The 22,791-nt window shown below is 34.3% G+C and carries 24 protein-coding genes; 6 read left to right on the top strand and 18 right to left on the bottom strand.

From position 1 onward, the window contains the following. Window positions 1–82: 82 nt before the first annotated feature. Window positions 83–610 (bottom strand): hypothetical protein, encoded by a 528-nt coding sequence (locus LV842_RS05205; protein ID WP_233110400.1) that lies wholly within the window; start codon window positions 608–610, stop codon window positions 83–85. Between the two features lie 115 nt (window positions 611–725). Here LV842_RS05205 and mnmA point away from each other — a divergent pair, with 115 nt between their 5' ends. Beyond that, the gene (gene mnmA, locus LV842_RS05200) at window positions 726–1,913 is read left to right on the top strand and encodes a tRNA 2-thiouridine(34) synthase MnmA (RefSeq protein ID WP_233110399.1); all 1,188 of its coding nucleotides are present in this window, start codon (window positions 726–728) and stop codon (window positions 1,911–1,913) included. Between the two features lie 130 nt (window positions 1,914–2,043). Continuing rightward, window positions 2,044–2,256 (top strand): hypothetical protein, encoded by a 213-nt coding sequence (locus tag LV842_RS05195; protein WP_233110398.1) that lies wholly within the window; start codon window positions 2,044–2,046, stop codon window positions 2,254–2,256. A 52-nt stretch (window positions 2,257–2,308) separates the two neighbouring features. On the opposite strand, the gene LV842_RS05190 is transcribed toward LV842_RS05195, so the two are convergent. Both LV842_RS05190 and LV842_RS05185 read right to left on the bottom strand, forming a co-directional pair. Beyond that, a complete protein-coding gene (locus LV842_RS05190) occupies window positions 2,309–2,659 on the bottom strand; it encodes a hypothetical protein (RefSeq protein ID WP_233110397.1) in 351 nt (116 codons plus the stop codon). Between the two features lie 13 nt (window positions 2,660–2,672). Then, complete coding sequence (locus LV842_RS05185) at window positions 2,673–3,413, bottom strand: glycine-rich domain-containing protein (RefSeq protein WP_233110396.1); 741 nt, start codon at window positions 3,411–3,413, stop codon at window positions 2,673–2,675. Window positions 3,414–3,513: 100 nt separating this feature from the next. Between LV842_RS05185 and LV842_RS05180 the strand changes: the two genes are divergently transcribed. Next, on the top strand, window positions 3,514–4,410 hold the full coding sequence (locus LV842_RS05180) for a hypothetical protein (RefSeq protein ID WP_233110395.1): 897 nt from the start codon (window positions 3,514–3,516) through the stop codon (window positions 4,408–4,410). 4 nt (window positions 4,411–4,414) lie between these two features. Here LV842_RS05180 and LV842_RS05175 read toward each other — a convergent pair whose 3' ends face one another. From LV842_RS05175 to LV842_RS16110, 9 genes are all read right to left on the bottom strand, one after another. Beyond that, window positions 4,415–5,158, bottom strand: coding sequence for a LytR/AlgR family response regulator transcription factor (locus LV842_RS05175; RefSeq protein WP_233110394.1), 744 nt, complete (start codon window positions 5,156–5,158; stop codon window positions 4,415–4,417). A 58-nt stretch (window positions 5,159–5,216) separates the two neighbouring features. Beyond that, entirely contained in the window at window positions 5,217–5,492 is a 276-nt protein-coding gene (locus tag LV842_RS05170) for a 2TM domain-containing protein (RefSeq protein WP_233110393.1), read from the bottom strand. A 33-nt stretch (window positions 5,493–5,525) separates the two neighbouring features. Further along, complete coding sequence (locus LV842_RS05165) at window positions 5,526–5,822, bottom strand: 2TM domain-containing protein (protein ID WP_233110392.1); 297 nt, start codon at window positions 5,820–5,822, stop codon at window positions 5,526–5,528. Between the two features lie 178 nt (window positions 5,823–6,000). Beyond that, window positions 6,001–6,567 carry a methyltransferase family protein gene (locus LV842_RS05160; protein WP_233110391.1) on the bottom strand — a complete coding sequence of 189 codons (567 nt, stop codon included), beginning with the start codon at window positions 6,565–6,567 and terminating at the stop codon, window positions 6,001–6,003. Window position 6,568: 1 nt separating this feature from the next. Then, a complete protein-coding gene (locus LV842_RS05155; RefSeq protein ID WP_233110390.1) occupies window positions 6,569–6,868 on the bottom strand; it encodes a 2TM domain-containing protein in 300 nt (99 codons plus the stop codon). Window positions 6,869–6,870: 2 nt separating this feature from the next. Next, the gene (locus LV842_RS05150; protein ID WP_233110389.1) at window positions 6,871–8,196 is read right to left on the bottom strand and encodes a 2TM domain-containing protein; all 1,326 of its coding nucleotides are present in this window, start codon (window positions 8,194–8,196) and stop codon (window positions 6,871–6,873) included. A 109-nt stretch (window positions 8,197–8,305) separates the two neighbouring features. Further along, window positions 8,306–8,956: a hypothetical protein gene (locus LV842_RS05145; protein WP_233110388.1), complete on the bottom strand. Its 651-nt coding sequence runs from the start codon at window positions 8,954–8,956 to the stop codon at window positions 8,306–8,308. Between the two features lie 49 nt (window positions 8,957–9,005). Then, window positions 9,006–11,246, bottom strand: coding sequence for a TonB-dependent receptor (locus LV842_RS05140; RefSeq protein ID WP_233110387.1), 2,241 nt, complete (start codon window positions 11,244–11,246; stop codon window positions 9,006–9,008). 208 nt (window positions 11,247–11,454) lie between these two features. Next, the gene (locus LV842_RS16110) at window positions 11,455–12,357 is read right to left on the bottom strand and encodes an AraC family transcriptional regulator (RefSeq protein WP_233110386.1); all 903 of its coding nucleotides are present in this window, start codon (window positions 12,355–12,357) and stop codon (window positions 11,455–11,457) included. Window positions 12,358–12,492: 135 nt separating this feature from the next. Between LV842_RS16110 and LV842_RS05130 the strand changes: the two genes are divergently transcribed. Next, window positions 12,493–12,996 carry a superoxide dismutase family protein gene (locus LV842_RS05130; RefSeq protein WP_233110385.1) on the top strand — a complete coding sequence of 168 codons (504 nt, stop codon included), beginning with the start codon at window positions 12,493–12,495 and terminating at the stop codon, window positions 12,994–12,996. A 48-nt stretch (window positions 12,997–13,044) separates the two neighbouring features. Here the strand turns inward: LV842_RS05130 and LV842_RS05125 are convergent, their stop codons facing one another. The 3 genes from LV842_RS05125 to LV842_RS05115 all read right to left on the bottom strand — a co-directional run bounded on the left by LV842_RS05125 (window position 13,045) and on the right by LV842_RS05115 (window position 18,561). Beyond that, on the bottom strand, window positions 13,045–15,174 hold the full coding sequence (locus tag LV842_RS05125) for a carboxy terminal-processing peptidase (protein ID WP_233110384.1): 2,130 nt from the start codon (window positions 15,172–15,174) through the stop codon (window positions 13,045–13,047). 237 nt (window positions 15,175–15,411) lie between these two features. Continuing rightward, window positions 15,412–16,218: a DUF4249 domain-containing protein gene (locus tag LV842_RS05120; protein WP_233110383.1), complete on the bottom strand. Its 807-nt coding sequence runs from the start codon at window positions 16,216–16,218 to the stop codon at window positions 15,412–15,414. 3 nt (window positions 16,219–16,221) lie between these two features. Then, complete coding sequence (locus LV842_RS05115) at window positions 16,222–18,561, bottom strand: TonB-dependent receptor (RefSeq protein ID WP_233110382.1); 2,340 nt, start codon at window positions 18,559–18,561, stop codon at window positions 16,222–16,224. Window positions 18,562–18,856: 295 nt separating this feature from the next. Here LV842_RS05115 and surE point away from each other — a divergent pair, with 295 nt between their 5' ends. Beyond that, window positions 18,857–19,627, top strand: coding sequence for a 5'/3'-nucleotidase SurE (gene surE / locus LV842_RS05110; RefSeq protein WP_233110381.1), 771 nt, complete (start codon window positions 18,857–18,859; stop codon window positions 19,625–19,627). After that, window positions 19,627–20,292: a GNAT family N-acetyltransferase gene (locus tag LV842_RS05105; RefSeq protein ID WP_233110380.1), complete on the top strand. Its 666-nt coding sequence runs from the start codon at window positions 19,627–19,629 to the stop codon at window positions 20,290–20,292. The genes surE and LV842_RS05105 overlap by 1 nt, the downstream gene beginning before the upstream one ends. An 18-nt stretch (window positions 20,293–20,310) precedes the next feature. Here the strand turns inward: LV842_RS05105 and LV842_RS05100 are convergent, their stop codons facing one another. Genes LV842_RS05100 through LV842_RS05090 form a run of 3 tightly spaced genes read right to left on the bottom strand, consistent with a single transcriptional unit; the run spans window position 20,311 to window position 22,717 of the window. Next, complete coding sequence (locus LV842_RS05100) at window positions 20,311–21,714, bottom strand: radical SAM protein (protein ID WP_233110379.1); 1,404 nt, start codon at window positions 21,712–21,714, stop codon at window positions 20,311–20,313. A gap of 9 nt (window positions 21,715–21,723) precedes the next feature. Beyond that, window positions 21,724–21,960 carry a hypothetical protein gene (locus tag LV842_RS05095; protein WP_233110378.1) on the bottom strand — a complete coding sequence of 79 codons (237 nt, stop codon included), beginning with the start codon at window positions 21,958–21,960 and terminating at the stop codon, window positions 21,724–21,726. A gap of 10 nt (window positions 21,961–21,970) precedes the next feature. After that, window positions 21,971–22,717: a prolipoprotein diacylglyceryl transferase gene (locus LV842_RS05090; protein WP_233110377.1), complete on the bottom strand. Its 747-nt coding sequence runs from the start codon at window positions 22,715–22,717 to the stop codon at window positions 21,971–21,973. Window positions 22,718–22,791 lie beyond the last annotated feature (74 nt).

Raw genomic sequence — 22,791 nt, 5'->3', positions numbered from 1 at the left:
GGAGCAAAGATTGAATCAACAAGTTGATTTGATGAAGCTTTGTTTTCAAGCTCTGTGAAGCAAATTTATTTGCCTTTGTATTCTAAAGTCCTACCACAAAACCAACACTCGGGACAAATCCACTCGAAAAAACACTTTCATTTTCTTTCCAAAGTACATTATACATTGCCCCGATTTGCATATAAGAATTGGTGCCTATTCTCTGCATATACCCTCCTCCAAGATACAATGCATCTTCATTTGCATTGTCCTTAAAATCATAAATTTTATCTTTATAATTGATGAAATAATGCTGATAATTAGCACTTATAAAAAATGTTCTTGCAATATAATAATTCAGAAAAGGACCGACTCCAAGCATTGTTGAACTGTAAGCATTTGATTTCTGCCACGAAACACTCCCCAAAAGCCCGCCTTCGAGATCATCAGTGAGCCTGTATCCGACCCTTGGAGATGCTGAAAGATTAAAATAACTATTGCTTCCGAAACCAAATCCGATTCCCCCACCGAAAGTCCAACGATTACTATTTTCTGGTGAAGCACCAATTGCAACCTGCGAAAACATTGAGCCTGAAATCATCAGAAATAAAGGAATAATAAGTTTTTTCATATTAATTGTTTTTTTCGATGTTTAAAATTATGGTTTTTTTACGAATTTTTTTAGTTGTATTTTTGCCGGGTCAAACTAAGAACTCCCGTTAAGAGTTTCGTAAAATTGAAATAACATGAAAGTAGTAGTAGGCCTCTCAGGAGGTGTAGATTCCAGTGTAACAGCATATTTGCTTCAACAGCAAGGTCATGAAGTTGTGGCTTTGTTTATGAGAAACTGGAATGATGCTTCGGTAACATTGGAAGACGAATGTCCGTGGATCGAAGATAGTAATGACGCATTAATGGTAGCTCAAAAGCTTGGAATTCCGTTTCAGGTGATCGATATGAGTGAACTTTACAAGGAAAGAATCGTTGATTACATGTTCGATGAATATCAGAAAGGAAGAACTCCGAATCCTGATGTTTTATGCAACAGAGAAGTAAAATTTGATGTTTTTCTGAAAACGGCGATGTCTTTGGGTGCAGATAAAGTGGCAACAGGACATTATGCAAGAGTAGATTCAACGATTGATGAAAACGGTAAGGAAATTTTCCATCTTTTAGCAGGAAAAGACAACAATAAAGATCAATCCTACTTCTTATGTCAGTTGAGCCAGGATCAATTATCTAAAGCGTTGTTTCCAATTGGAGAGCTTACAAAGCCGCAAGTAAGGGAAATTGCGAAGGAAATCGGACTGGTAACAGCAGATAAAAAAGATTCTCAGGGATTGTGTTTTATCGGAAAGGTGAGTTTGCCTCAGTTTTTGCAACAGCAATTGGTGCCTAAAGAAGGTGAAATCGTAGAGATTTTCAAAGATTCTCCGCTTTTTGCTCAACAAACACCTGAATTTTCTTCAAAACAGGAAGAACTTGAATTTTTAAGTCGAAAAATCAACTATAAAAAATCTGACGGCAAAGCAATCGGAAAGCATCAAGGTGCCCAATTTTTCACGATCGGACAAAGCAGAGGATTAGGAATCGGCGGACATAAAGAAAGCTGTTTTATTGTATCAAGAGATATGGAAAACAATATCATTTTTGTAGGTGAAGGAAGTCATTTTCCGGGATTATACAAAAAGGCTTTGAAGGTTGATAATGCCGAACTGCACTGGGTACGTGAAGATCTAAGATTAAAAAACGGAGAATCGATGGAAGTCATGGCCAGATTCAGATATAGACAGTCTTTGCAGAAAGCTACTTTATATCAGTTTGAAGATGCTTTTTATATTGAATTTGAGGAAGCTCAGTCTGCAATTGCTGAAGGACAATTTGCGTCTTGGTATATTGGAGAAGAACTTTTAGGAAGTGGAGTGATCTCATAAAACATTCTAAATCATATATTTTAAAAGCCCGGAAATTTCATTTCCGGGCTTTTTTATTTTTTTGAAAAATTTTCTGTAACGTATTTCGAGTTTCCCTACTTACTGAGTAAATAACATTAAAAATAATATTATGAAAACTCCATTCTCAAAAAAACAATATGTAGCTGCTAACAGTGTTTTAATTTTTTTAGTTTCAATGCTTTTAGGGTATAATATTTATCAAGAAATCTATCATCCTGAAAAATCGGACCTCTTTCTTTGTGCAGTTTTGGTAGCAATTACTGCTGCTACTGTAAGAAAATACGGCCTCAAAACCGAAGAAGAAAAACAAAAAAATATTTAATTCAACCTCTCTATAATATTGATCCGAAACTATTTTGTTTCGGATTTTTTATTCAATTCATTTTATTCTTGAAATAATGATTCATAAACACTATTCCTACAATACATTCCATAATCAATATCATAATTAAAAATCCCACTGGTTTGCCTAACAGAATTCCTTTGGTTAATTTAACAACTCCCAGAAAGAAAATGGAAATCATAAAGTAGAATGTAGCATCCGAAATAGCTTCTTTATATAATTTTAAAGCAAAAATTGAAACATAAAATCCTAAGACCAGGATTAAATAGAATTTGAGAAAATGAGGTCCTTTCAAAGAAATCGGATTGAGGGTGTGGTTGATTATGGCAAGCCATATAAGACTTATCAGAATCGGAATGGTATGAATGGTATTTGTTTTCATTGTTTCTTCTTTTTTAACTGCCACCACATCCTCCGCAACCACCGCCACAGCTGCTTCCACAAGAGCTGCTACAACTCGAAGAGCCACCACAGCTTCCGCCAGATCCACAGTCTCCCCCATTGTTTTTGTTCGGGTTTTTAGGGTCGTTATTTTTACTAAAAACCCATGACAGGAAAGAAATCAATAGAAAACCGCCAGGAATTAATATAAAAAGAACTGATAGCAAATTACTTATACTATCTGAACAAGAACTTACCATAAAGAACATTGAAAGAACAGAAAGAAATTTGAAACTATTCAGCCAGAGTTTTCTTCGTTTTGGTGCTTCTTTTTTGTTTATCCAAATTTCTTCCGGTGCTTTTTCGTGGAAAATTTCTTCATACTTTTTCAAAGTATACTGAAACCAGTTTTCGTGTTTTTCCTTTTCATCTGAACCACCTTTTGAGGGATGATGATGCAGTTTTTGCTGTAAAATAGTAGGACAAAACTCTTCCCAGTAGTTTTGAGTGTAGATGAGATGCATATGCCAAACTTTATCTACAATTTCGCTTGGAGAAGCTCCATTAGGTAGAATACAGCATAAGTAAACGAACTTTTTATACTCATCAATTGCTTTTTTTGTGAAATCTATTGTCCAGTTTTCTTCTTTCGCCAACTTTTTTGAAAAAGGAAAGTCTATATTCGGACTGTCTAATGAAAAACCCTGAAGTCTGTTCCAAAACGGATCATTTTCTAATAAGATTTTTGTTTCCATTGTTTTAACTTTTAGTTTCTATTCAAATATCTTTCGATTTCAAAATATAAAAGTCTTGCAAAAATCTTTTTTGGTTTTAAAATAATCTTAAATTAGTCTTATGAAAAAAGAAGATATTCTGCATCTGGAGAAATTAATGAATTTCTTAAGCCTTCATTTTTTAAAGAAAAATCACTGGGAAGATGTTTCAAAAACCGAATGGTCGTATATCGTTGCTGAACTTAATGACCTTCTGGTCAACAGCAATATTGAAAAAGGCATAAAAAAAGAACCTGAATTATTAGGCTCTAACTATTTATATGAACATTTGATTATCAATAAATTAAAAAAATATCATCAGAATGAAAATGCTATTTTAAGCAAGCCCAATCTGGCAAAATTAAGTCTGATTGTCAAAGTTTTAGGCTATTCAAATTATATTGAATTCATTAATTCGAATACCGAATCATTTAACTTTAATGATCTCAAAATCGATATGGATAATGTAAAGCAAAATACAGAGTTGCTTGACAGGCTTGTCGGTTGTTGGTATTCGTATAACAGAAATCTTCCGGAAAATCCATTACAGGCTAAAGAAGACCGAATCTGGCGTTCTGCAACAGAAATCTACAAATCAGAAACTTCCGGTGAATATTTTATTGAAAGAAGCGGCGGTGACCGTCATAAATATTTCGGAAAAGTAACTGCTTATTCAGATTATGTTTTCATCATTATGAACAGCAACACCTTTATCCGGCAAAGACATTTTATTTCAAGGATAAAAGACATCAATGAAAAGCTGAAGAATCCAGAATATAAGCTCCATGAGTTGCATTTTATAAGTACCTGTATTAGTTTTAATCAAGAGCCTATTGCTCTGTTCGAAATATTTCAGAAAGCCGACAGAAGAAGTTTTATTTCTGATTCCATAAGCTTTCCGATTGACAGTGATGAGATTCCGAAATCTATTGTAAAACAACTTGAAGATACTGAATCTAACCGTATAGATTATAAGTAGTTGGTTAACTTACCAACCAGTCTTTAAAATCTTTTACGCGATCCCGGCTGACCGTAATTTCTTCCTGTGGTTGATATTCTAATTCTACTTTGTAATTAGGCGAAGTATGAATGTTTTTTATGTAATCAGAGTTAATGATAAACTGTCGGTTCGTTCGAAAGAATTTTTTTTCGTCAAGAACATCTTCCAGTTCATCCAATGTAAAATCCGATGGAAAAGCTCTCTCCTGAGTCTGCAGATACACAATTTTATTCTCACTAAAAAAACAGCTTATTTCATGGGTTTGTACAATTTTCAGATTGTACCCGATTTTTACTAAAATCCTGGAAAGCGTTGTTTTTTCTTTTTTTATTAACTGCTTAATTTCTTGTGAATTGACAGAGTTATCTGAAGGAATAAATGATTTATATTTTTCAATAGCTCCAGCTAAATCTTCATCCAGAATGGGTTTCAAAAGGTAGTCAATACTGTTTAATTTAAACGCCTTTAAGGTATATTGATCAAAAGCTGTGGTGTAGATGATAAACCCTTTTGTAGGAACTTTTTCAAAAATATCGAATGATAAACCGTCTCCTAAAACAATATCCGAAAATATCAGCTGAGGATGCTCATTTTCTGAAAACCATTGCACGCCTTCTTCTACCGATTCTATTTTGCCAACTACTTCAATTTCAGGAAATTCATTAAGCATTCTTTCTAATTTCCTTGAAGCCGGTTTTTCGTCTTCGATAATGACTGTTTTGATCATCGAGTTCCAGATTTTAGTTTACAATTTCGAAATAAAATTAATTAAAATTTACTAGTTTTTAAAACTTAATCGGTTCTTTTGACTTTCTCATTTCTTTTTCCATTATTTCTCTTTCCCAATCAGCATTGAAAAGAAATAACTTTACCGCTTTTATCGTTAAAAATATACCCCAGATCGTCAAAATCACAGATCCTTTGAATAAAGTAAAGTCTAACCTCTCGCTTTCAAAAATATCATTAAAAAAGATGATTGCTGCCACAATTCCAAACCATAAAAGGTGTTTGTAGAATTTTTTCAGATCGTTTACTCTTTGTTGTGCTTGATTGTAGTTCATCGTATTAATTTTTAAGTGGTTATTATTTTTTAATTAAAGTGTTTTTGTTCTGCTTTTTTCTTCTTCCATTAATTGCTTAATTTTTCTTTCTTCCCAATCCTTTCCGATGCCAAAAGTGTTCACGGCGTGAGCTAAAAGTCCGATTCCCCAACCTAGCATAGGCCAGTAAAACCATAAATGATCAGGAGAAGTGATCAGGTTTAAAATAAATAAGAAAGGAATCACAAGACAGTAAGAAGTAAGATTACCGTAGAAACCTTTAAGGTCTTTTACTCTTTTTGATGCTTTTTCATAAGCTAAAACTTCTTTTTGGTAAGATAAATTTTCCATAATTATAATTTTTAAGATGTTGAATTGTTTGTTTTTGTTGACACAAATGTAGGTCTGCAAATAGCCTCTCATCAACTTTATATTACTGAACCGTAGAAAATGATTCCCGAATTGTAAAAATCCCGACTCAATGGAGAATCGGGATTTTAATTTTTATCGGTTTATCGGTTATTTTATCTCAATAAATAAAGGGAATAAGCTTTTTTGTTTCTTTTCTGTATTGAATATATTCATCTCCAAACTGCTCAATCAGGGCTTCTTCTTCTACTTTAATTCTGTAATTGAATGCCAGAAATGGAGGAAGAAAAGCGATGGCAAATGAAATCCAGTTATTCAAAAATAAACCTAATCCTACAAAAGTAAGCATTGCAAAAGCGTATGAAGGGTGTCTCAAATATTTGTAAAAACCTTCTTTTTTAATTTTATGATCTTCTCTGATGCTCACATCGACTGTAAAATACTTGCCTAAAGATCGAATAATAATCCATCTGAAAAGAATTCCAATAACTATGCAGCTTTCACCCAGAAAAAAGATCCATTGTTCTTTACTGATCGGAAAATAGAGCCTATTCGAAATAAAAACAGCAAAAAATATTGACGGAACAATAACGACCCATAAAATATTTAAAGTTGATTTATCTTTTTTCTGGGCGTTTTGAGCTGATTTAAGCATTTTTTTGTATAAAATTTCACTTAAAAACCAAATTCCCATCGAAATATAAAATACAATCGTAAGCTCTTTCATGTTAATTTTTTTCTTTATCCATGAGCTCTTTAATTTTTCTTTCCTCCCAACGTTTTCCAAGGATTACAGGTGGTAAAAAAACGCTTAATCCGTGAGCGACAAGACCAATCCCCCAAAACAAAGGCAACTGAAACATTTTCCAGCTCCATTGTTCCTTATTGTCGGTATCGAAGAACTGAAGGGCAATGACAAGAATATTCGTAAATATATACACCATCAAATGAATATAAAATCCTTTGATTTTTTTCACCCTTTTCTCTGCTTCTTTGTAGCGGATGTCGCTTTCATCTATATTAATCATCTTTATCTGTTTTTGTGTTGATCTTGTTTTTCTAATATTTCCCGGATTTTTTTCTCTTCCCAGGTTCTGCCGATGGAGAAAACACTTATTCCGTGTGCAGCAACACCAATTCCCCAACCTAACATCGGCCAGTAAAACCATAAATGTTTTGGAGAAGTAATGAGGTTAAGAATCATTAAAAATGTAATTATTATAGCATACGAAAAGAGGTTTGCGTAAAAGCTTTTAATTTCTTTTACCCTTTTTTGGGCTTTTTCGTATGCTTTATTTTCAGAATCATTTTTAATACTGATAGTATTGGGTTTATCCAATAACATCGGAAGTTTTACTTTAAAATAATCTTCGGATTTTTCTATAAAAACATTTCGTTTTGTAAGTAAAGAATACCGCTGAACAATATTTGCCAATCCAATTCCTGCACTTTCTTTCATTTGCTCTCTTATCTGCAAATTGTTTTCAATGCAAAGTGTATCATTTTCTGAAAATACTTTTATAATTAACGGTTTTGAGGAAGTCGCAAAATTGTGTTTGATGCAGTTTTCCAAAAGCAGCTGTAAGGAAAGTGGAACCACAAATCGTTTCAAATCTTCATTTTTAACATCAAATTCAAAGTCTACACTGTCCTCAAATCTTGTTTTTAAAAGTTGACAATAGGTTTTCGCAAACTCAATTTCATCTTCTACCGTTACTAATTCTTTGTCTTTCTGCTCCAAAACATATCTGTAAATTTTTGACATTGAAGCCGTAAATTTCTGTGCCTGTTTCGGATTTTCATCTATTAAAGAGCTTAAAACATTCAGAGAATTGAATAAAAAATGAGGGTCTAACTGATTTTTAAGGCTTTCAAACTGGGCATTGGCAGATTTGGCAATCAGTTTTTGTTCTACAACTTCTTTTTTGGACGTTTTTTTCAGCTCTTCCATGAAACTTTTCGCATGAAGAAAAGCCGAGATTAAAAGAGCAACATTGATGGTAAACCAATTGATAAAATTATATTTTCCCGAAAAATATTCTTCTACTGTTGCCGCCTTCTGAATGATTACAAAGTTTACATAATTACAGAAATACACCAAAATGATATTGGCAATCAAAATCGAAATAATACTTATAATCGCTCTTTTCGTAGTCGCTTCAGACCAAGGAAACTTTTTATTAAGAAAATCGTTAATAACCCCATTTCCCACTCCCAAAACAAAGGAATACATAAAGGAAATAAGAATGGTAAGCACAAAGTTTTCAATATTTTTCTCATCGGTAAATACAAAGAAGAAGAACATCGACGTTGCCAAGGATATCCAAAATAATGTTATAAAGTTTTTACGTCTCATAATAAGAGTTTTCCTGAGTCTAAATCAGTTTTATGTAATTGCAAGCTGCAGATATTCGGTTCAAAATAAAACCTTTAAAAATGGCCTTCCAAAAAGGAAGACCAGGGTATTATTTTTTATCTCCCATGCTTAGAAAATATTCTGCTTCAGATTTCCCCCAATTAGGATCTAACGTCGTTTTTGGTTTATAAGCATTGAATTTTTCTAAAGCCAGTTTAAAAAGTTCAAGCCCTTTGGTTTTGCTTCCGCCGTATTGTTCCGGAGTAAAATATACATCTTCTGCTTTTATTAAAGCGACTCTCGGATTTGATGAATCAAAGCTCTCCGATTTTGTCAATTCTTCAGCAGCCTGCATTCCGTACGTCATATATCTTTGTTGAGGATTCACCATCATTTTCAGAGAGAAGATCATTTTTTGCAGCAAATGAATTTCAGAATTGTCTTTTTCTATACTTCCCGCCGCATCAACAAATTTTTGTGCCTGATCTGCCGTTTCATCCAGGCTTTCCATTTTTCCCTCTCTCATTAACACTCTCCCTTTTTGAATGTAAGAAAATGCAGCATAGTAATTCGGAAGCCACTTCCCTTTTTCCTTATCTCCGATTCTTTGAAAATCATTTGCCAATGTTTGAAAATCGTCAACCGTTTTACAGGTTTCTATTTTAGCAATTTTCTCAGTCATAATTTTTTCATAACCTGCCTGAGCAAAAGTGATTACACTAACACAGCTTAAAGCAGCACTTAAAATGTATTTTTTCATAGTTTCTGAATTTTAAAGATTGTTTTTTATATTTAAATGTAATTCTTTTTTAAAGATTATTGTTAATAGCATCTTGTGTTCTGTCTACTCCAAAGCTAATAAACGCCCCAACAAAAACAAATGTATTCACAGGAGGAACTACCGCAGATCTTCTTGCACCATCATCTGATGCTGAAAAATTATATCCGTAGATGTTTTTCGTTCCTAAAACATTAGAAATACTTAATACCAGCACCACAAAAGACTTTGCATCTTTTTTACCCAGATTCGGAAGATAATTAAAGCTGAAATTTAAAGCACTATAATCTTTCAGCCTTCCTTCATTTCGGATAAAATTAACCTCTTCATTATTGACTGTTTTTGTAGCAATATCGTAATACGGTCTTCCTTTTGAGTAGCTGTAAGAAAGATTGGTTCCGAATTTCAGCTCGGGGAAAAATCTTTTTGCCACCACAGAAATTGTATGTTCTGATGCAAAATTGGGTTTTAAACTCATCGGATAATTCATAAAATCTCTTTTTGAATCTAAATAAGAATAGCTTACCCAATAATCTATATTTTTGAACGTTTTTTTATCTCTCCAGAAAAGTTCAAGTCCTTTTGCAAAACCATATCCATTGTTGTTTACAGCAGTTTGTACAGGTTGAGACATTCCATTTCCATTAGCAATATTCTGTACTTTAACCAGTTCATCATATTTTTTATAAAAAGCTTCTAATCTCAGACTTCTTCCTTCTGATGTTCTCTGAAGCTGGAAAATATAATGTTGGGATTGCTGAAAATCGAGATTCGAAGGGGAATTGATGTATTTGCTTTCCGGATTCTGATAAAATAATCCATAGGCCAAAGAAGTAGTCCAATCTTTTGCTAAACGATAAGCTATCGCAAAACGAGGCGCAATATTGGATTTCCCTAGGAAAGAAGAATACTCTCCTCTCACTCCGATTTTTGCAGAAAGTTGATTGCTAAATCCTAAATCTGTTTCTACAAAAGCCGCTGAGATCAGGTCTTTGTAATTTTTTTGAATATCCTGAAAATTTAATTGTTCGCTGGTGTTATTCAGTTCAAAACCTCCTCTTAATGCACTGATTTTATTAATTTTTCTTTCTAAAACAGCTTTAAGGTTGATATAATTTCCATCATTTAAAAGTTGAGTTTTTTCAGATTCTGTATTGTTCGTTTCTGTAGAGAAATTAAGGTCTGATCGGTTAAATGAATAGGAAGTTCCAACATTCAAAAGATATTTTCCAAATTTCTGTTTAAAAGATAAATTATGATAGGTGTTTTTTCCCTTTAGACGAACCAGAGCAAAATCATAAGTTGGTTCAAGGCTTTCCGTTTTCACACCCATTTTATCGGTACTGTACATTCCGTAATATTTGAAAAAACCTCCGGATTTTGTTTTAATTCTGAAATTGGCATCTCCATTAAAACCTTGTGGTGCATCTATAAAATCGGTATTAAAATCAAAAACCTTCTGCATCAGACTTAATAAAGAATAACTTGCACTTGCTCCATATGAATATGTTTTTTTATCGTCTAATTTTTGAAAACCTGCGCTTAAGAAGATCGGCGAAATTCCAAAGTCATAAGAACTTTGGTCCGGAAGATCCACACTTTCCAATAGTAACGCTCCGGAAAGCGCCTGTCCGTATAATGCAGAATATCCTCCACTTGAAAATACGTTTCCTTTAAAAAGGGATGTATTGAATCTATCTCTTCCTGCAATTCCCGGAACTGAATTGGAAAAATAATTATTGATCAAGCTTCCATCCATGAAAATTTTTGACTCCGTTCCTGTTCCGCCACGAATAAACAGTCCTTCTGTTTCTCCAACTTTCTGAACTCCGGGAAGATAATTTAAGGCAGAAGAAATCTGTCCGTCTGCTCCTGCAGTCGTGTAAATATCAATAGGCGTTAAAAGCGCCGTTGCTCTTTTTTTATCACTCGCTTCGATTGATCCTGCAGAAACAACAACAGCATCTATTTCGTTGATCTGTTCTTTTAATTCCGCATTCATCACCACATTCTGGTCTCCGATTGTAATGTTTTTGTTGACTTCAATATATTTAGGGTGAGTAAAATTCAAAGTATGACTGCCTTTTTCTGTAGTTTCGAAAGAGAAATTACCTTCACTATCAGTGGTTGCACCGTCATACGTGTCTTTTAAAGTAACATTCACCTCATTGATTCCTTTATTTTTAAAGCTTACTTTTCCTGAAATTCTAGTCTGGGCAAAACTTAAAGCAAAAGATAAAAAAATGACGAGAAATGATAATTTTGTTTTCATAGTTGTTTATTTCGATTCAAAAGTAAGATGAATTTTTGAAGCCGATCAATTTTTGTTGCTGAATGGTTGGTTTTTGATTCTGAGTTGTAATTTTTGGTTTTGATAAATCTAATGTCTTAACTTTTAACCACCCCGTCAAAAATACTTTCGAATTTTCGACACCCCTCCAAAGGAGGGGAATTTTACAACTATCTGTTTTACTCATTTTTTAATGAATAGGAATACAAAAATCTACGAGCATTTTTCCTTCGGGATGTTCTTTGAAATTGCTGTGATAAATTTCGAAAGGAAAGGCTTTTCGAACGGTATAATTGTTTTCTTTCATCCATAAAAAGAGAGAAACCCAGCATTGTTCGAAGTCGTTTAAAGTAACTTCACCACTTCCGATGATGAATTTTCCGGCTTCGATAGTTTCCAGAAAGACTTCCCCTTCTTGCTTCCTTAAAGCTTCATCCAACAGCATGCAAGCATAAATTCTTACTTTATCCGGCGGTGTCACTTTAAAGCTATCGTGGTAAACGGAGAGCATTTTTACATTCTCTTTTGGAAATAGTTTTTTTGTCTTTGCCCAATCAATCAGAATATTGTAAGAAGGCTCAACATTGGCAATTCCGAGGCTCATTACAGCTGCTAAATTCATTTCTTGAAGTTCCGTCACTTTAATTTTTAAATTCATATTTCTCCAGTTTAATAGGTTTTCGATATTGCAAATGTATTGGTCGAAAACCGTATCAATTTGTCCGTTCTTGCTTTGTTTACTCTGGACCTTATGAAAATTTTCCGGTGCCGATTTACGAAATTCCGAGGGTGATTTTCCGTAATATTTTTTGAAGGTTTTATTAAAAGCCGAATGATTGGAAAAACCGAACTGATAATAAATATCTTTTACACTCAAATTCTTTCTTAAAGCCAAATAAAAGGCGCTTTTTTCAATTCTTTTCCGGGTAATATAGTTCTGAACTGTTTCGTCTGTGATCAGCCGGAAAATTCTGTGAAAATGAAACGGCGAATAAGCGGCAATCTCTGAAACTTTTTCTAAGGAAAGTTCCATATCAAGATTATTATCAATGTATTGAATGGTTTTTACGATTCTTTTTTTGTATTCTTCCACTTCAAAAGCGTTTCCGGCAAAGGTACCAAGATCAGGCGAAAATTATTTGTCATTTATTGCTAGTTGTAAAAAAAGAATGGAAGTCATAAAGTGTTTCGGGAAATCTTTTTTAATTTTATCACAAAATCATTTACAATGAAAATACAAACAATGTCATTATTGATAGGGAGTGCATTTTTGGCAGCGTCGTGCTGTACTACAAAAACGTACACTATAAACCCTAAAAGTGGAACACAAACGGAAGGAACTGCAAAGTTTACTCAGAAAAAAGATGAAGTGACGATGAAACTGGATGTGAAAAACCTTACTCCGGGAATTCATGCTGTACATATTCATGAAAAAGGAGACTGCTCTGCAGCTGACGGAACATCCACAGGAGGACATTGGAACCCTTCAAAGAATGATCACGGTAAATGGGGAGCAGAACATTTCCATATGGGAGATATCGGAAATTTGACGGCTAGTAAGGACGGTGTAGCTACCCTTACTTTCAAAACTGATAAATGGTGTTTAGGATGTACTGATGAGTCTAAGAATATCATCGGTAAAGGTCTTATTATACATGCTTCAGCCGATGATTTCCATACTCAGCCTACAGGAAATGCAGGAGGAAGAGTGGGATGTGTAGAGATTAAATAACATTCAATGATAAAAAAAATAACCGCTAATTTCTTAGCGGTTATTTTTTTATTGTTTTACATTCATGTCTGCGAGAATGTTCATCGCTTCCTGAAGGTAAGTATCTTTTCTAAGGTTCTTCACCCATAGTTCAGATTTCTTCTTGAATGCTTCGTCTTTTTTCTCTCTTTCAATTTCACCAGGGAACATTGTAAATTTAAGTCCGTTGTCGAATTTAGTAAGTACTTTAAATTTCTCGATCTGAGATTTTCTCTGCTTCATCAATTCATTAAACTTATTGATATTAAGAGTAATGGTTTCTTCTTTATCCAGCTGCTCTCTCCATTGTGCAGATTCAATCAGTAATTGATAGTTTGAATTTTTCGCCATTCTTGCCGCACTTGCTTTTTCTAATGCCTGAATGTTGAAATAATTCAATTTTTCAAACTTTGTAGCAGGAATTTTATCCCAAGCTAAAGCATAATCATCATATCTCTCTCCTATTTCTGCATAGGTAAAGAAATCTTTCATCTGAATATCAGAAACAATTCCTTTTCTCTGCGTAGACTCACCTGTAATTCTATAAAACTTCTGAATCGTCAGTTTTAAAGATCCAAAATCGTCTTCTGTATTTAAGAATCTGTTTAAGTCTACAAAAGTCTGAACCGTTCCTTTTCCAAATGATTGCGGAGAACCTATTACTACAGCTCTTCCGTTATCCTGCATTACTCCTGCAAGAATTTCCGAAGCTGAAGCAGAAAGTTCGTTTTGCATAATCACCAAAGATCCTGTCCAAATCGGAGTTTCATTTTTATTTTTTAGGGTCTGAATCTTTCCGTTTCCGTCTTTTACCTGAACATACGGACCTGCATTCATGAACAGTCCCATAATATCTCCTACTTCTGTTAAAGATCCTCCTCCGTTATTTCTTAAGTCTAAAACAATTCCTTCGATATTTTGCTCTTTAAGCTTGATAATTTCATTTTTAATATCATCAGAAGCATTTCTTCCTTTATCATTTTCAAAATCAGCATTAAAGCTTGGCAAGTTAATGAACCCATACTTTTTGCCGTTCGGAGAATTTACTACAATACTTCTTGCAAAAGTATCTTCTATAGCCACTTCTTCACGAATCATCGTTACATCTTTTGTCGTTCCGTCTTTTTTCTGAACCGTTAAAGTAACCGGAGTTCCTTTTTCACCTCTGATTAATCTTACTGCCTCATCAGAAAGCATTCCTACTACATTTACCGCATCTTCTTTCGGTTTCGATTTTACTTTAAGGATTTTATCTCCCTCTGACAGCTGTTTCGATTTCCAAGCCGGAGCTCCGATCGTAAGAGCACCCAAGTAAAGGTTTCCTTTTTTCTCCTGAATAATCGCTCCAATACCAATTACTTTTCCGGTGAAATTCGTATCAAAATCTTCTTTATCTTTCGGAGAATAATAGTTGGTATGCGGATCGAAAACTTCTGTGTATGCATTCATGTATACAGAGAACCAGTCCATCTTTTTTCTCTTTTTAAATCTCGTAAACGTTTCTTTTACAAGATCTTTCACCTCATCAGTCGCCTTTTTAATTTTCTGATCAGGAGAAATCGGCTTGTAATTGATGGTGTCTTTTAAATTGTACTTCTGAACAGAATCTTTCTTCTCTTTTTGAGCTTCTTCTTTGCTGTTCATCGACTCAACTTCCTGAAGGATATTGTATTTGATGAATTTTTTCCATTCATTATACTGTTCCTGCTTATTAGAAGGTACTTTTTTTAGTTTTGGCTCTAGGGTAAGCGTTTCATCTTCTTCAAGATTAATGGGCTTGCTGAAAATATCCTGAGTAATCTTATCGATCTCATCCACTCTTTGGTACAATCTGTCAATCGTAAGCTTATAGAACGTTAAATCTCCGACATTCAGATAATCATCTAGCTTTGTTTCGTGCTTACTGAATTCGTCCATATCCGACTGCAGAAAATATCTTTTTGCAGGATCAATGGTCTCAAAATAATGCTTGTAAACATCTTTAGAATAAGCATCATTAATAGGTTTTGGGCTATAATGTAAATAAGAAAGGGTGTTTTTTACACTCACCATTATCGTCTGCATTTTTTCATCATCATTTTTAGGCGAATTGAAGCAAAACATTAGACTTGTTAATGGAATTAGGAGTAAAAATTTATTCAGCTTAAAATTTTTCCACATAAACTGTCTGTTTTTATTAATTTTTTTAAATAATATAACGATTAGTAGTAACAATTAAATTTCTGTTACAAACTATCAAATTTAACACCTTATTTACAAATAATAAATAGTTTTTCGATTTTTTGTTAAAATACTTGCTATCTTATCCCTTTACGCCTTATTCTTCAATAAAACCAACGAAATAGCACCCCTTTAGAAGCGGTGCTATTAAATAATAAAGGTAGATATTCGTTATTTTTATTGAATCACAATACTTTTTACTTTCACTGTATGCGCTGAAAAATAACCTAGCGCACCGTTTGTAATATTGCTTGGAGGGTTAGCCGGTGTCACTCCTCCTCCAGGTCCACCACCCGAAAGCTGAAGAAGTGCAGAATAAAAAGTATATACCTTATCATCGATACACTGCATTTCAACATGAATGGTATCTCCTACAACCACTTTTATATCATCTGCATTACCTTCATCATTGGGAAGAATAAGAGGTCTCTGATTCGGCATCCCGTTGTTTACATTATCAGAAAATTCCGAAAAGAATTTCTTAGGATTATTGTTCACCGTATAAACGAAAAGGTAACGATTTCCTAACGGTGACGGATCGTTAAAAACCGGCAGCAGAGTGTAACTCGTTTCCCCTCCCACCATAAAAGAATCTTGATCCAAACCATCGAATGGAACTGTATCAGGCATTGTACTTTGTGCAGTATATTGCTGTCCTTCAGCATTTATTTTTAAAGTATAAGTTCTTCCAGACTGTCCTACAAAAGCAGAGGTTTTATAGGTTCCATTTCCTGCATACTGCAAGATTTCGGTTTGTCCGGTATTGTCGCTTAAAACAACCTGTGCATTTTCAACAGCAGGATATTGATTCGCTTCTGTGAAAATCACAGACTTTGTAATTTTTACGAAATATGGACCTGCCTGATCGGTTACATTTCCTTCGATCACGATTTGCCCGCTTTGATCCTCCAAATCAAGGTCGATTTCTTTTTCACAAGAGGTTACTAAAAAGAGGGATAATATGATTAAAAATATATTTTTCATAGATTAAAATTTGAAATTATAGGTGATGTTTGGTACCCATCGGAACAATGAAGTCTGCATAGCACGAGTTGTTCCCGGTTTATCCGGATTGTCTTCAAAATTAATGGTGTAAGCATTTTCGCGACCGTACACATTATAAATTCCAAATGACCAAGAACCTTTGAAACGTTTGTTAGATCCTACACTTGGTTCATACGTTGCACTTAGATCCATTCTGTGATAAGCAGGCATTCGGTCTGCGTTTCTGCTGCTGTATTGAAAGATGGTTTGACCGTTCAGTTCATATTTTCCGGTCGGGAAAGTTACCGCATTTCCTGTGCTGTAAAGGAATAATCCAGAGAAAGACCATTTCGGATTCAATTGATAGGTCGCCACCACCGAAAGATCATGGGTTTTATCCATTCTTGCGTTGTACCATTGGTTGTCATTAATTCCGTCAATTTTTCTTTCTGTTTTAGACAAAGTATAGGAAATCCAACCTGTTAATTTTCCGTTTTTCTTTTTAGCAATCAATTCTAGTCCGTAAGCTCTTCCTTTTCCAAATAGCAACTCACTTTCTACATCTGCCGCCGTATCAAAAGAAATTTGGGCTCCGTTTTTATAGTCGATTTGGTTCTGCATTGATTTGTAATACACCTCAGCATTCACCTCATAATTATTATTGTTGAAGTTTCGGCTGTAGCCTACACTGACCTGATCTGCAATTTCCGGTTTTACGGTATAGCTGCTTCCAATCCATTGATCGGTAGGGTTTCCGCTTCCGCTGTTACTTAGTAAGTGAAGGTTTTGAGTATTTCGGGAGTATCCTCCTTTCACACTGCTGACTTCGTTAATTCTGTAATTGGCAGTAATTCTGGGTTCAAGATTCACGTATGTTTTTCCAAACTTTCCTTTTTCCAAAAATTCAGAATCCGTAAGAACTCCATTTTCATAAGTATTAAAAGTATCGCCACCTAAAACACTGAACATTGATAGCCTGGCTCCATAATTGATGGTTAGTTTTTCTGTTGCTTTAAAGTCATCATTGATATACAGTGCATTTTCCCAGGTATATCTTGGATTTCTCGGAAAGCTGCTCACACTTGTTCCAGAAGCACTGCTTGGAGTAATGGTATGATAAATAGACTGTAAACCAAACTTTACTGAATGTTTATTTCCGGCAAACCATGAAAAATCCTGTTTCAGGTTCCAGTCTTCGATTTGGGAATCCAGCCCAAATGTATTATTGTTGCTGCTTAGACTTACATTATAGTTGTAGTTGCTGTAAATCAAGGAAGTATTAGAGAATAATTTACTGCTGATAATGCTGTTCCATCGCAAAGTAGCCGTTGTATTTCCCCAGTCTGTAGAAAAAGTATCGCCTAAACCAAGCACATCTCTTCCAAAATATCCCGACAAATACAATCTGTTATTTTCATTGATCTGATAATTGGCTTTTAGGTTCAAATCATAAAAATAGAGCTTACTGTCTTTGAAATCGTCTGTTGCTTTTAAAAATATATCGGCATACGTTCTTCGTCCTGAAACGATAAAAGAGGATTTTTCCTTTTGAATAGGTCCTTCAACGCTTAGTCTGCTACTAATCAGTCCAATTCCTCCATTTACATTGTAATCTTTATTATTTCCGTCTTTCATTTTGACATCCAAAACGGATGACAATCTTCCTCCATACTGAGCAGGGCTGTTTCCTTTAATAATACTCACATCTTTCAGTGCATCACTGTTGAAGGTACTGAAAAATCCTAGTAAATGGGAAGCATTATAAACTGCAGCTTCATCCAGTAAAATAAGATTCTGGTCGGTAGCACCGCCTCTCACACTGAATCCACTACTTCCTTCCCCATTACTTTTAATACCAGGTAAAAGCTGTATTGTTTTCATCACATCTTTTTCCCCAAATAAAACCGGAAGCTTTTCAATATTTTTAATACTTAAGGTTTCAGTTCCCATCTGAGCAGAAGTCAGATTTTTATCTTTTTTAATTCCGGAAATAACGACTTCATCAATCGTTTTTGTTCTTTCTTCATCTCCGGAAATCAGTTCAATATTCTGTTTCATATTATCTTCTACAGAAATACTTTGTTGAAAATCTTTAAAACCGGGATTTGAAATAATTAAATGGTAACTGCCTTTGGGAAGAGAAAGAGAATAAAAACCATATTCGTTGGCAACAACAGCAATACTGGGATCTTCCGCTACTTTTACGGTCACTCCAATAAGCAGTTCTCCGTTTTTCTTATCTTTTATCGTTCCGCTTACAGAATACTGCTGCTGAGCAAAGGCAACCGTACAAAAACAAATTGCCGCCGCCGAAGTAGCCGCCTTTAAAAAGGATATTTGCATTAGTTTATTTTTAATGAGTATATATTTGTACTCGTTTTTTGATTAGTTTTTAATTTGTGACGATTGTTACATGAATAATTCAATACTCCGAGAATATTCTCTCATCAGACAATGCCCCAAAATACAGATTCACCGAGTATTACTGCAACACTAAACGTTCAAACAGGTAAAATATTTTTCTCTTTTCAAATCCTTCACAAAAAATTATTTTTAAATTAATCCTCTCAAGATCTCGTTAAAAATTATCATGAATTACGTATATTAGACCGTATATTTGTTAAAATTTAAATTTTTTATGGAAAAACCACTTATTCTGGTTACTAATGATGATGGAATTACAGCTCCTGGTATCAGAAATCTTGTAAGCTTTATGAACGAAATCGGAGAAGTTGTTGTTGTAGCTCCCAATTCTCCCCAAAGCGGTAAAGGTCATGCCATTACCATCAATTCTACCCTAAGTTACGAAGAAGTACATTTGGACGGTCCTCAAAGAGATTTTTCTTGCAGCGGAACTCCTGTAGACTGTGTAAAAATGGCTCTTGATAAAATCTTACCAAGAAGACCGGATATTGTCGTTTCAGGAATTAATCATGGCGCCAATTCTTCAATTAACGTCATTTATTCAGGAACGATGTCTGCAGCAGTTGAAGCCGGTGTTGAAAACCTTCCTGCCATAGGATTCTCTTTACTGGATTTCAGTTGGGAAGCTGATTTTACACAGGCAAAAGAATACATTCAAAATATCGTCAGAAAAACATTGGAAAGACCAATGCCAAAAGGAATTGTTTTAAATGTAAACATCCCGAAACTTTTAAAAGACGAAATTAAAGGGATAAAAGTCTGCAAGCAGGCTCATGCAAAATGGGAAGAAAGCTTTGACGAAAGAGTAAATCCTCACGGAAAAAAATATTACTGGTTAACAGGATATTTCAACAATATGGATGAATCTCCGGATGCTGATGAAACGGCTTTAGCCAACGGATATATTTCTATTGTTCCTGTAAAATTTGATTTAACGGCTTACGAGTATATGAATACGTTGAGCGAAGTAATGAATTTTGATTAATGTACGATAAACTAGATAATCCTGTTTATCATTCACTTAATAAATTTCATCAAAAGTTTTGCTTAGACTTCGGAGACACCAAATTTTATAATCCAGAAGTAGCTGCTTTTGGAGGTTCTGCTACCATTTCAAAAGAAAATGAAATCGCAGAATATGCAAAAATATGTGATGATTTTCTGATTTTCGGAACTAAACCTGATCTAGGTAATTCCAAAACAGAATTATCCCGGCTTGTCTGTGATCAGTATATTTTGGAAGATAAAATTGAGTTGGATTTTAACGAAGAAATTATTCAGCTTCAGGAAGAACATAAGGAAGAACTATTCTTATTTATTCAAAAGTTTTATCCCTATTATTTCAAGAAAAGAACATCCGAATTAGGTCGTTATTTTGGAATTTTTAAAGAAGGTAAGCTCGTTGCTGTTACCGGGGAAAGAATGCAGATGAACGATATGACTGAAATAAGTGCTGTAATCACAGATACGGATTATCTTGGCAAAGGCTATGCTAAACAATTGGTCGCTTTTGTTTCTGGTAACATTTTTGAGGACAATAAAACTCCCTTTCTTCATGTTGCCGAAAATAATTTCGGAGCTAAACAACTTTATGAAAAACTGGGCTTCAAACTCAGAGGAAAAATAAACTTATGGGGCATAAAAAAGTAATTTTATGCCCTTTTTATTTTAAAACAATACTTTATCCTCTTTTCTCAATTCCTCCAAATATTTAATTTTATCATCACGATAAAAAAGATTCATGGTTTCAAAAGGAATGAGTTTCAAATCTTTATTTACAATGTGAACGCATGATTTTTTCACTGCACGAACATCAAAATCATGAGCATCCATAAAATTCATAATAATGATCCTAAACAGATTGTCATAATCCAGATTCGGAGCGGAAACTTCAGGAAGACAGCACAATAACTGATTTACTTTAGGCTGGACTTTATCTACGGAAATTCCGGTACTGAAAATGTCTAAAAGCTGCATTTGCAATCCGGTATCTTGTTCGTAGACAATTGTATTTCGGGTTTCATTATTCAGCAAATCAGCCGGATTAATATATCGTGTTAAAGGAATGGTTTCATCTCCCAGCTTTAAAATATATCCCATCGCCAAAGCATCCGGATTACAAGGAACCGGAATAATATCATCTGAATTCAGCAATGGAAATTGGTTCAGGATTTCCTGTCTTACTTCTGTCAACGTAATTTTTTCGTGAGCGGAATCTTCTCTGTTTCTTCCCGCAATTTCTACAGGTTGAAAAGTAATTCCACGAACGCATTTTTGTTTTAACGCAAATTCAATGATTTTTCCGATTTCGTTAATATTCTTATCTTTTTGAAGAACAATAACAAGTGTTGTGGAAAGATTTAAAGCATTTAATTTTTCTAAGGCTTTCATCCTCACATCTGTCAAATCCTTTCCTCTAAAATCCTGCAATACTTCAGGTTTAAATGAATCAAACTGAAGATAAATTTCAAATTCAGGAGCATACGTAGCCAATTTTTCTGCAAAACCAGGATCATTGGCAATTCTTACTCCGTTGGTATTCAACATTAGATGTTTAATCGGTTTCGACTTGGCAATATCCATTATTTTGAAAAACTCAGGGTGAATTGTCGGTTCTCCACCACTGATCTGTACTACATCCGGTTCGCCTTCATTTTTCACAATAATATCAAACATCGCTTCAATCTCTTCCAAACTTCTATGGCTTCCATAATGCGGAGAAGACATTGCATAGCAGGTCGGACAGGTGAGATTACATCGATCCGTAACTTCCACAATAGAAAGACAGCTGTGCTGTTCGTGATCGACACACAAACCGCAATCATAAGGACATCCGTATTCTACATCCGTTCCAAAATGTACCGGCATTTCAGAGGCTTTATTATAGTTTCTAATGTTTTTATAGTAATGAACATCCGAAGCAATTTTAGTCTTGAAAAACCCATGATCAGGACATCTTTTTGTCATGAAAACTGCTTCATCTTCAATGATAATCTTTGCGCCGACTCTTTTCAGGCATTCAGGACAAAGACTGATTGTATAATCGTAATATGTATAGTTTCTTACAGGCATAATATTGAATTAAAGTCCACCACCGCAAATTGCACCACTCACCAAGCCACACAGAAGTAAACAAATCAGCATTGTTTGCCAAAATTGTTTTTTCGAAAACTTTCTGTCGTCTTTTGATTCATAAATCAGCTTCACAAAAATTGTTATTATAAACGAAATGAAAAGCGCAACAAGAATTATGACCCCAATAATCATAATGACTACTCCTGCCAAACTTCCTACTTCCAATAGTGTTAAAGTTTTCATATTGTAAATTTTAATGTGAAATTACGGTTTTTGTTTTTCTGATTTTATAAATATAATAAATAATTACTCCAATGCAAACCAGCTGAATAGTTCCTAAATTTCCGATAAGTTCTAACCTCGGTTTAATAAAATCCAGCAACAACCTGAACGTGAAATAACTCAGCATAAACAGTTGAAAAATAAAACCTGAAGGATATTTTCCTTTGTTCTGAATTATTTTTAAAACGATCCAGAGAACAACTAAAAAAGCAATTTCATACAATGCAACAGGATGTCTCAGATAAGAATCACCAAGATGCATTCCGAAAACGGAATCTGTGGGTAACCCATAAGTTTCTTCATGAACTCCTGTCAGAAAACAACCAATTCTTCCGATAATCATAGCTAACATCAAAGGAAAAACATTTAAATCTCCTGTACTTTCTTTATGCCCGACAACCTTTTTAGCCAGCTCTACTCCGATTAAACCAAAAGCAAGCCCTCCTACAATCGTATTGTTGGTCCAGAATGTTTTAAAATCAAAATGTTCGAAAAGTTTATACGGATTTTCAAGGTTTCCTATCAGTTTTGAACCGAATAAAGCTCCTGCTGTTGCCCCAATAAGCACCGCAGCAGAAATATTAAATGATACCTTTTCTTTAGATTTTCTTTTTAAATAGAAATAAAACCGCATTCCGATGAAAATACCCAATGTTTCAAACACAGGATGTGCAAGAATCGTTTTACCGAAAATGTGAAATGTAACAGGAAAATCCATGAATTCAAAAATATGATTTTTTGCGTTTAAAAAGTTTACCAAAGAAATATCTGCTCAAAAATTTCTCAAAAAAC

This window comes from Chryseobacterium gwangjuense, from assembly GCF_021311115.1.
Lineage (GTDB): Bacteria > Bacteroidota > Bacteroidia > Flavobacteriales > Weeksellaceae > Chryseobacterium > Chryseobacterium gwangjuense.
This window is presented reverse-complemented; position numbering and strand designations above follow the sequence as displayed.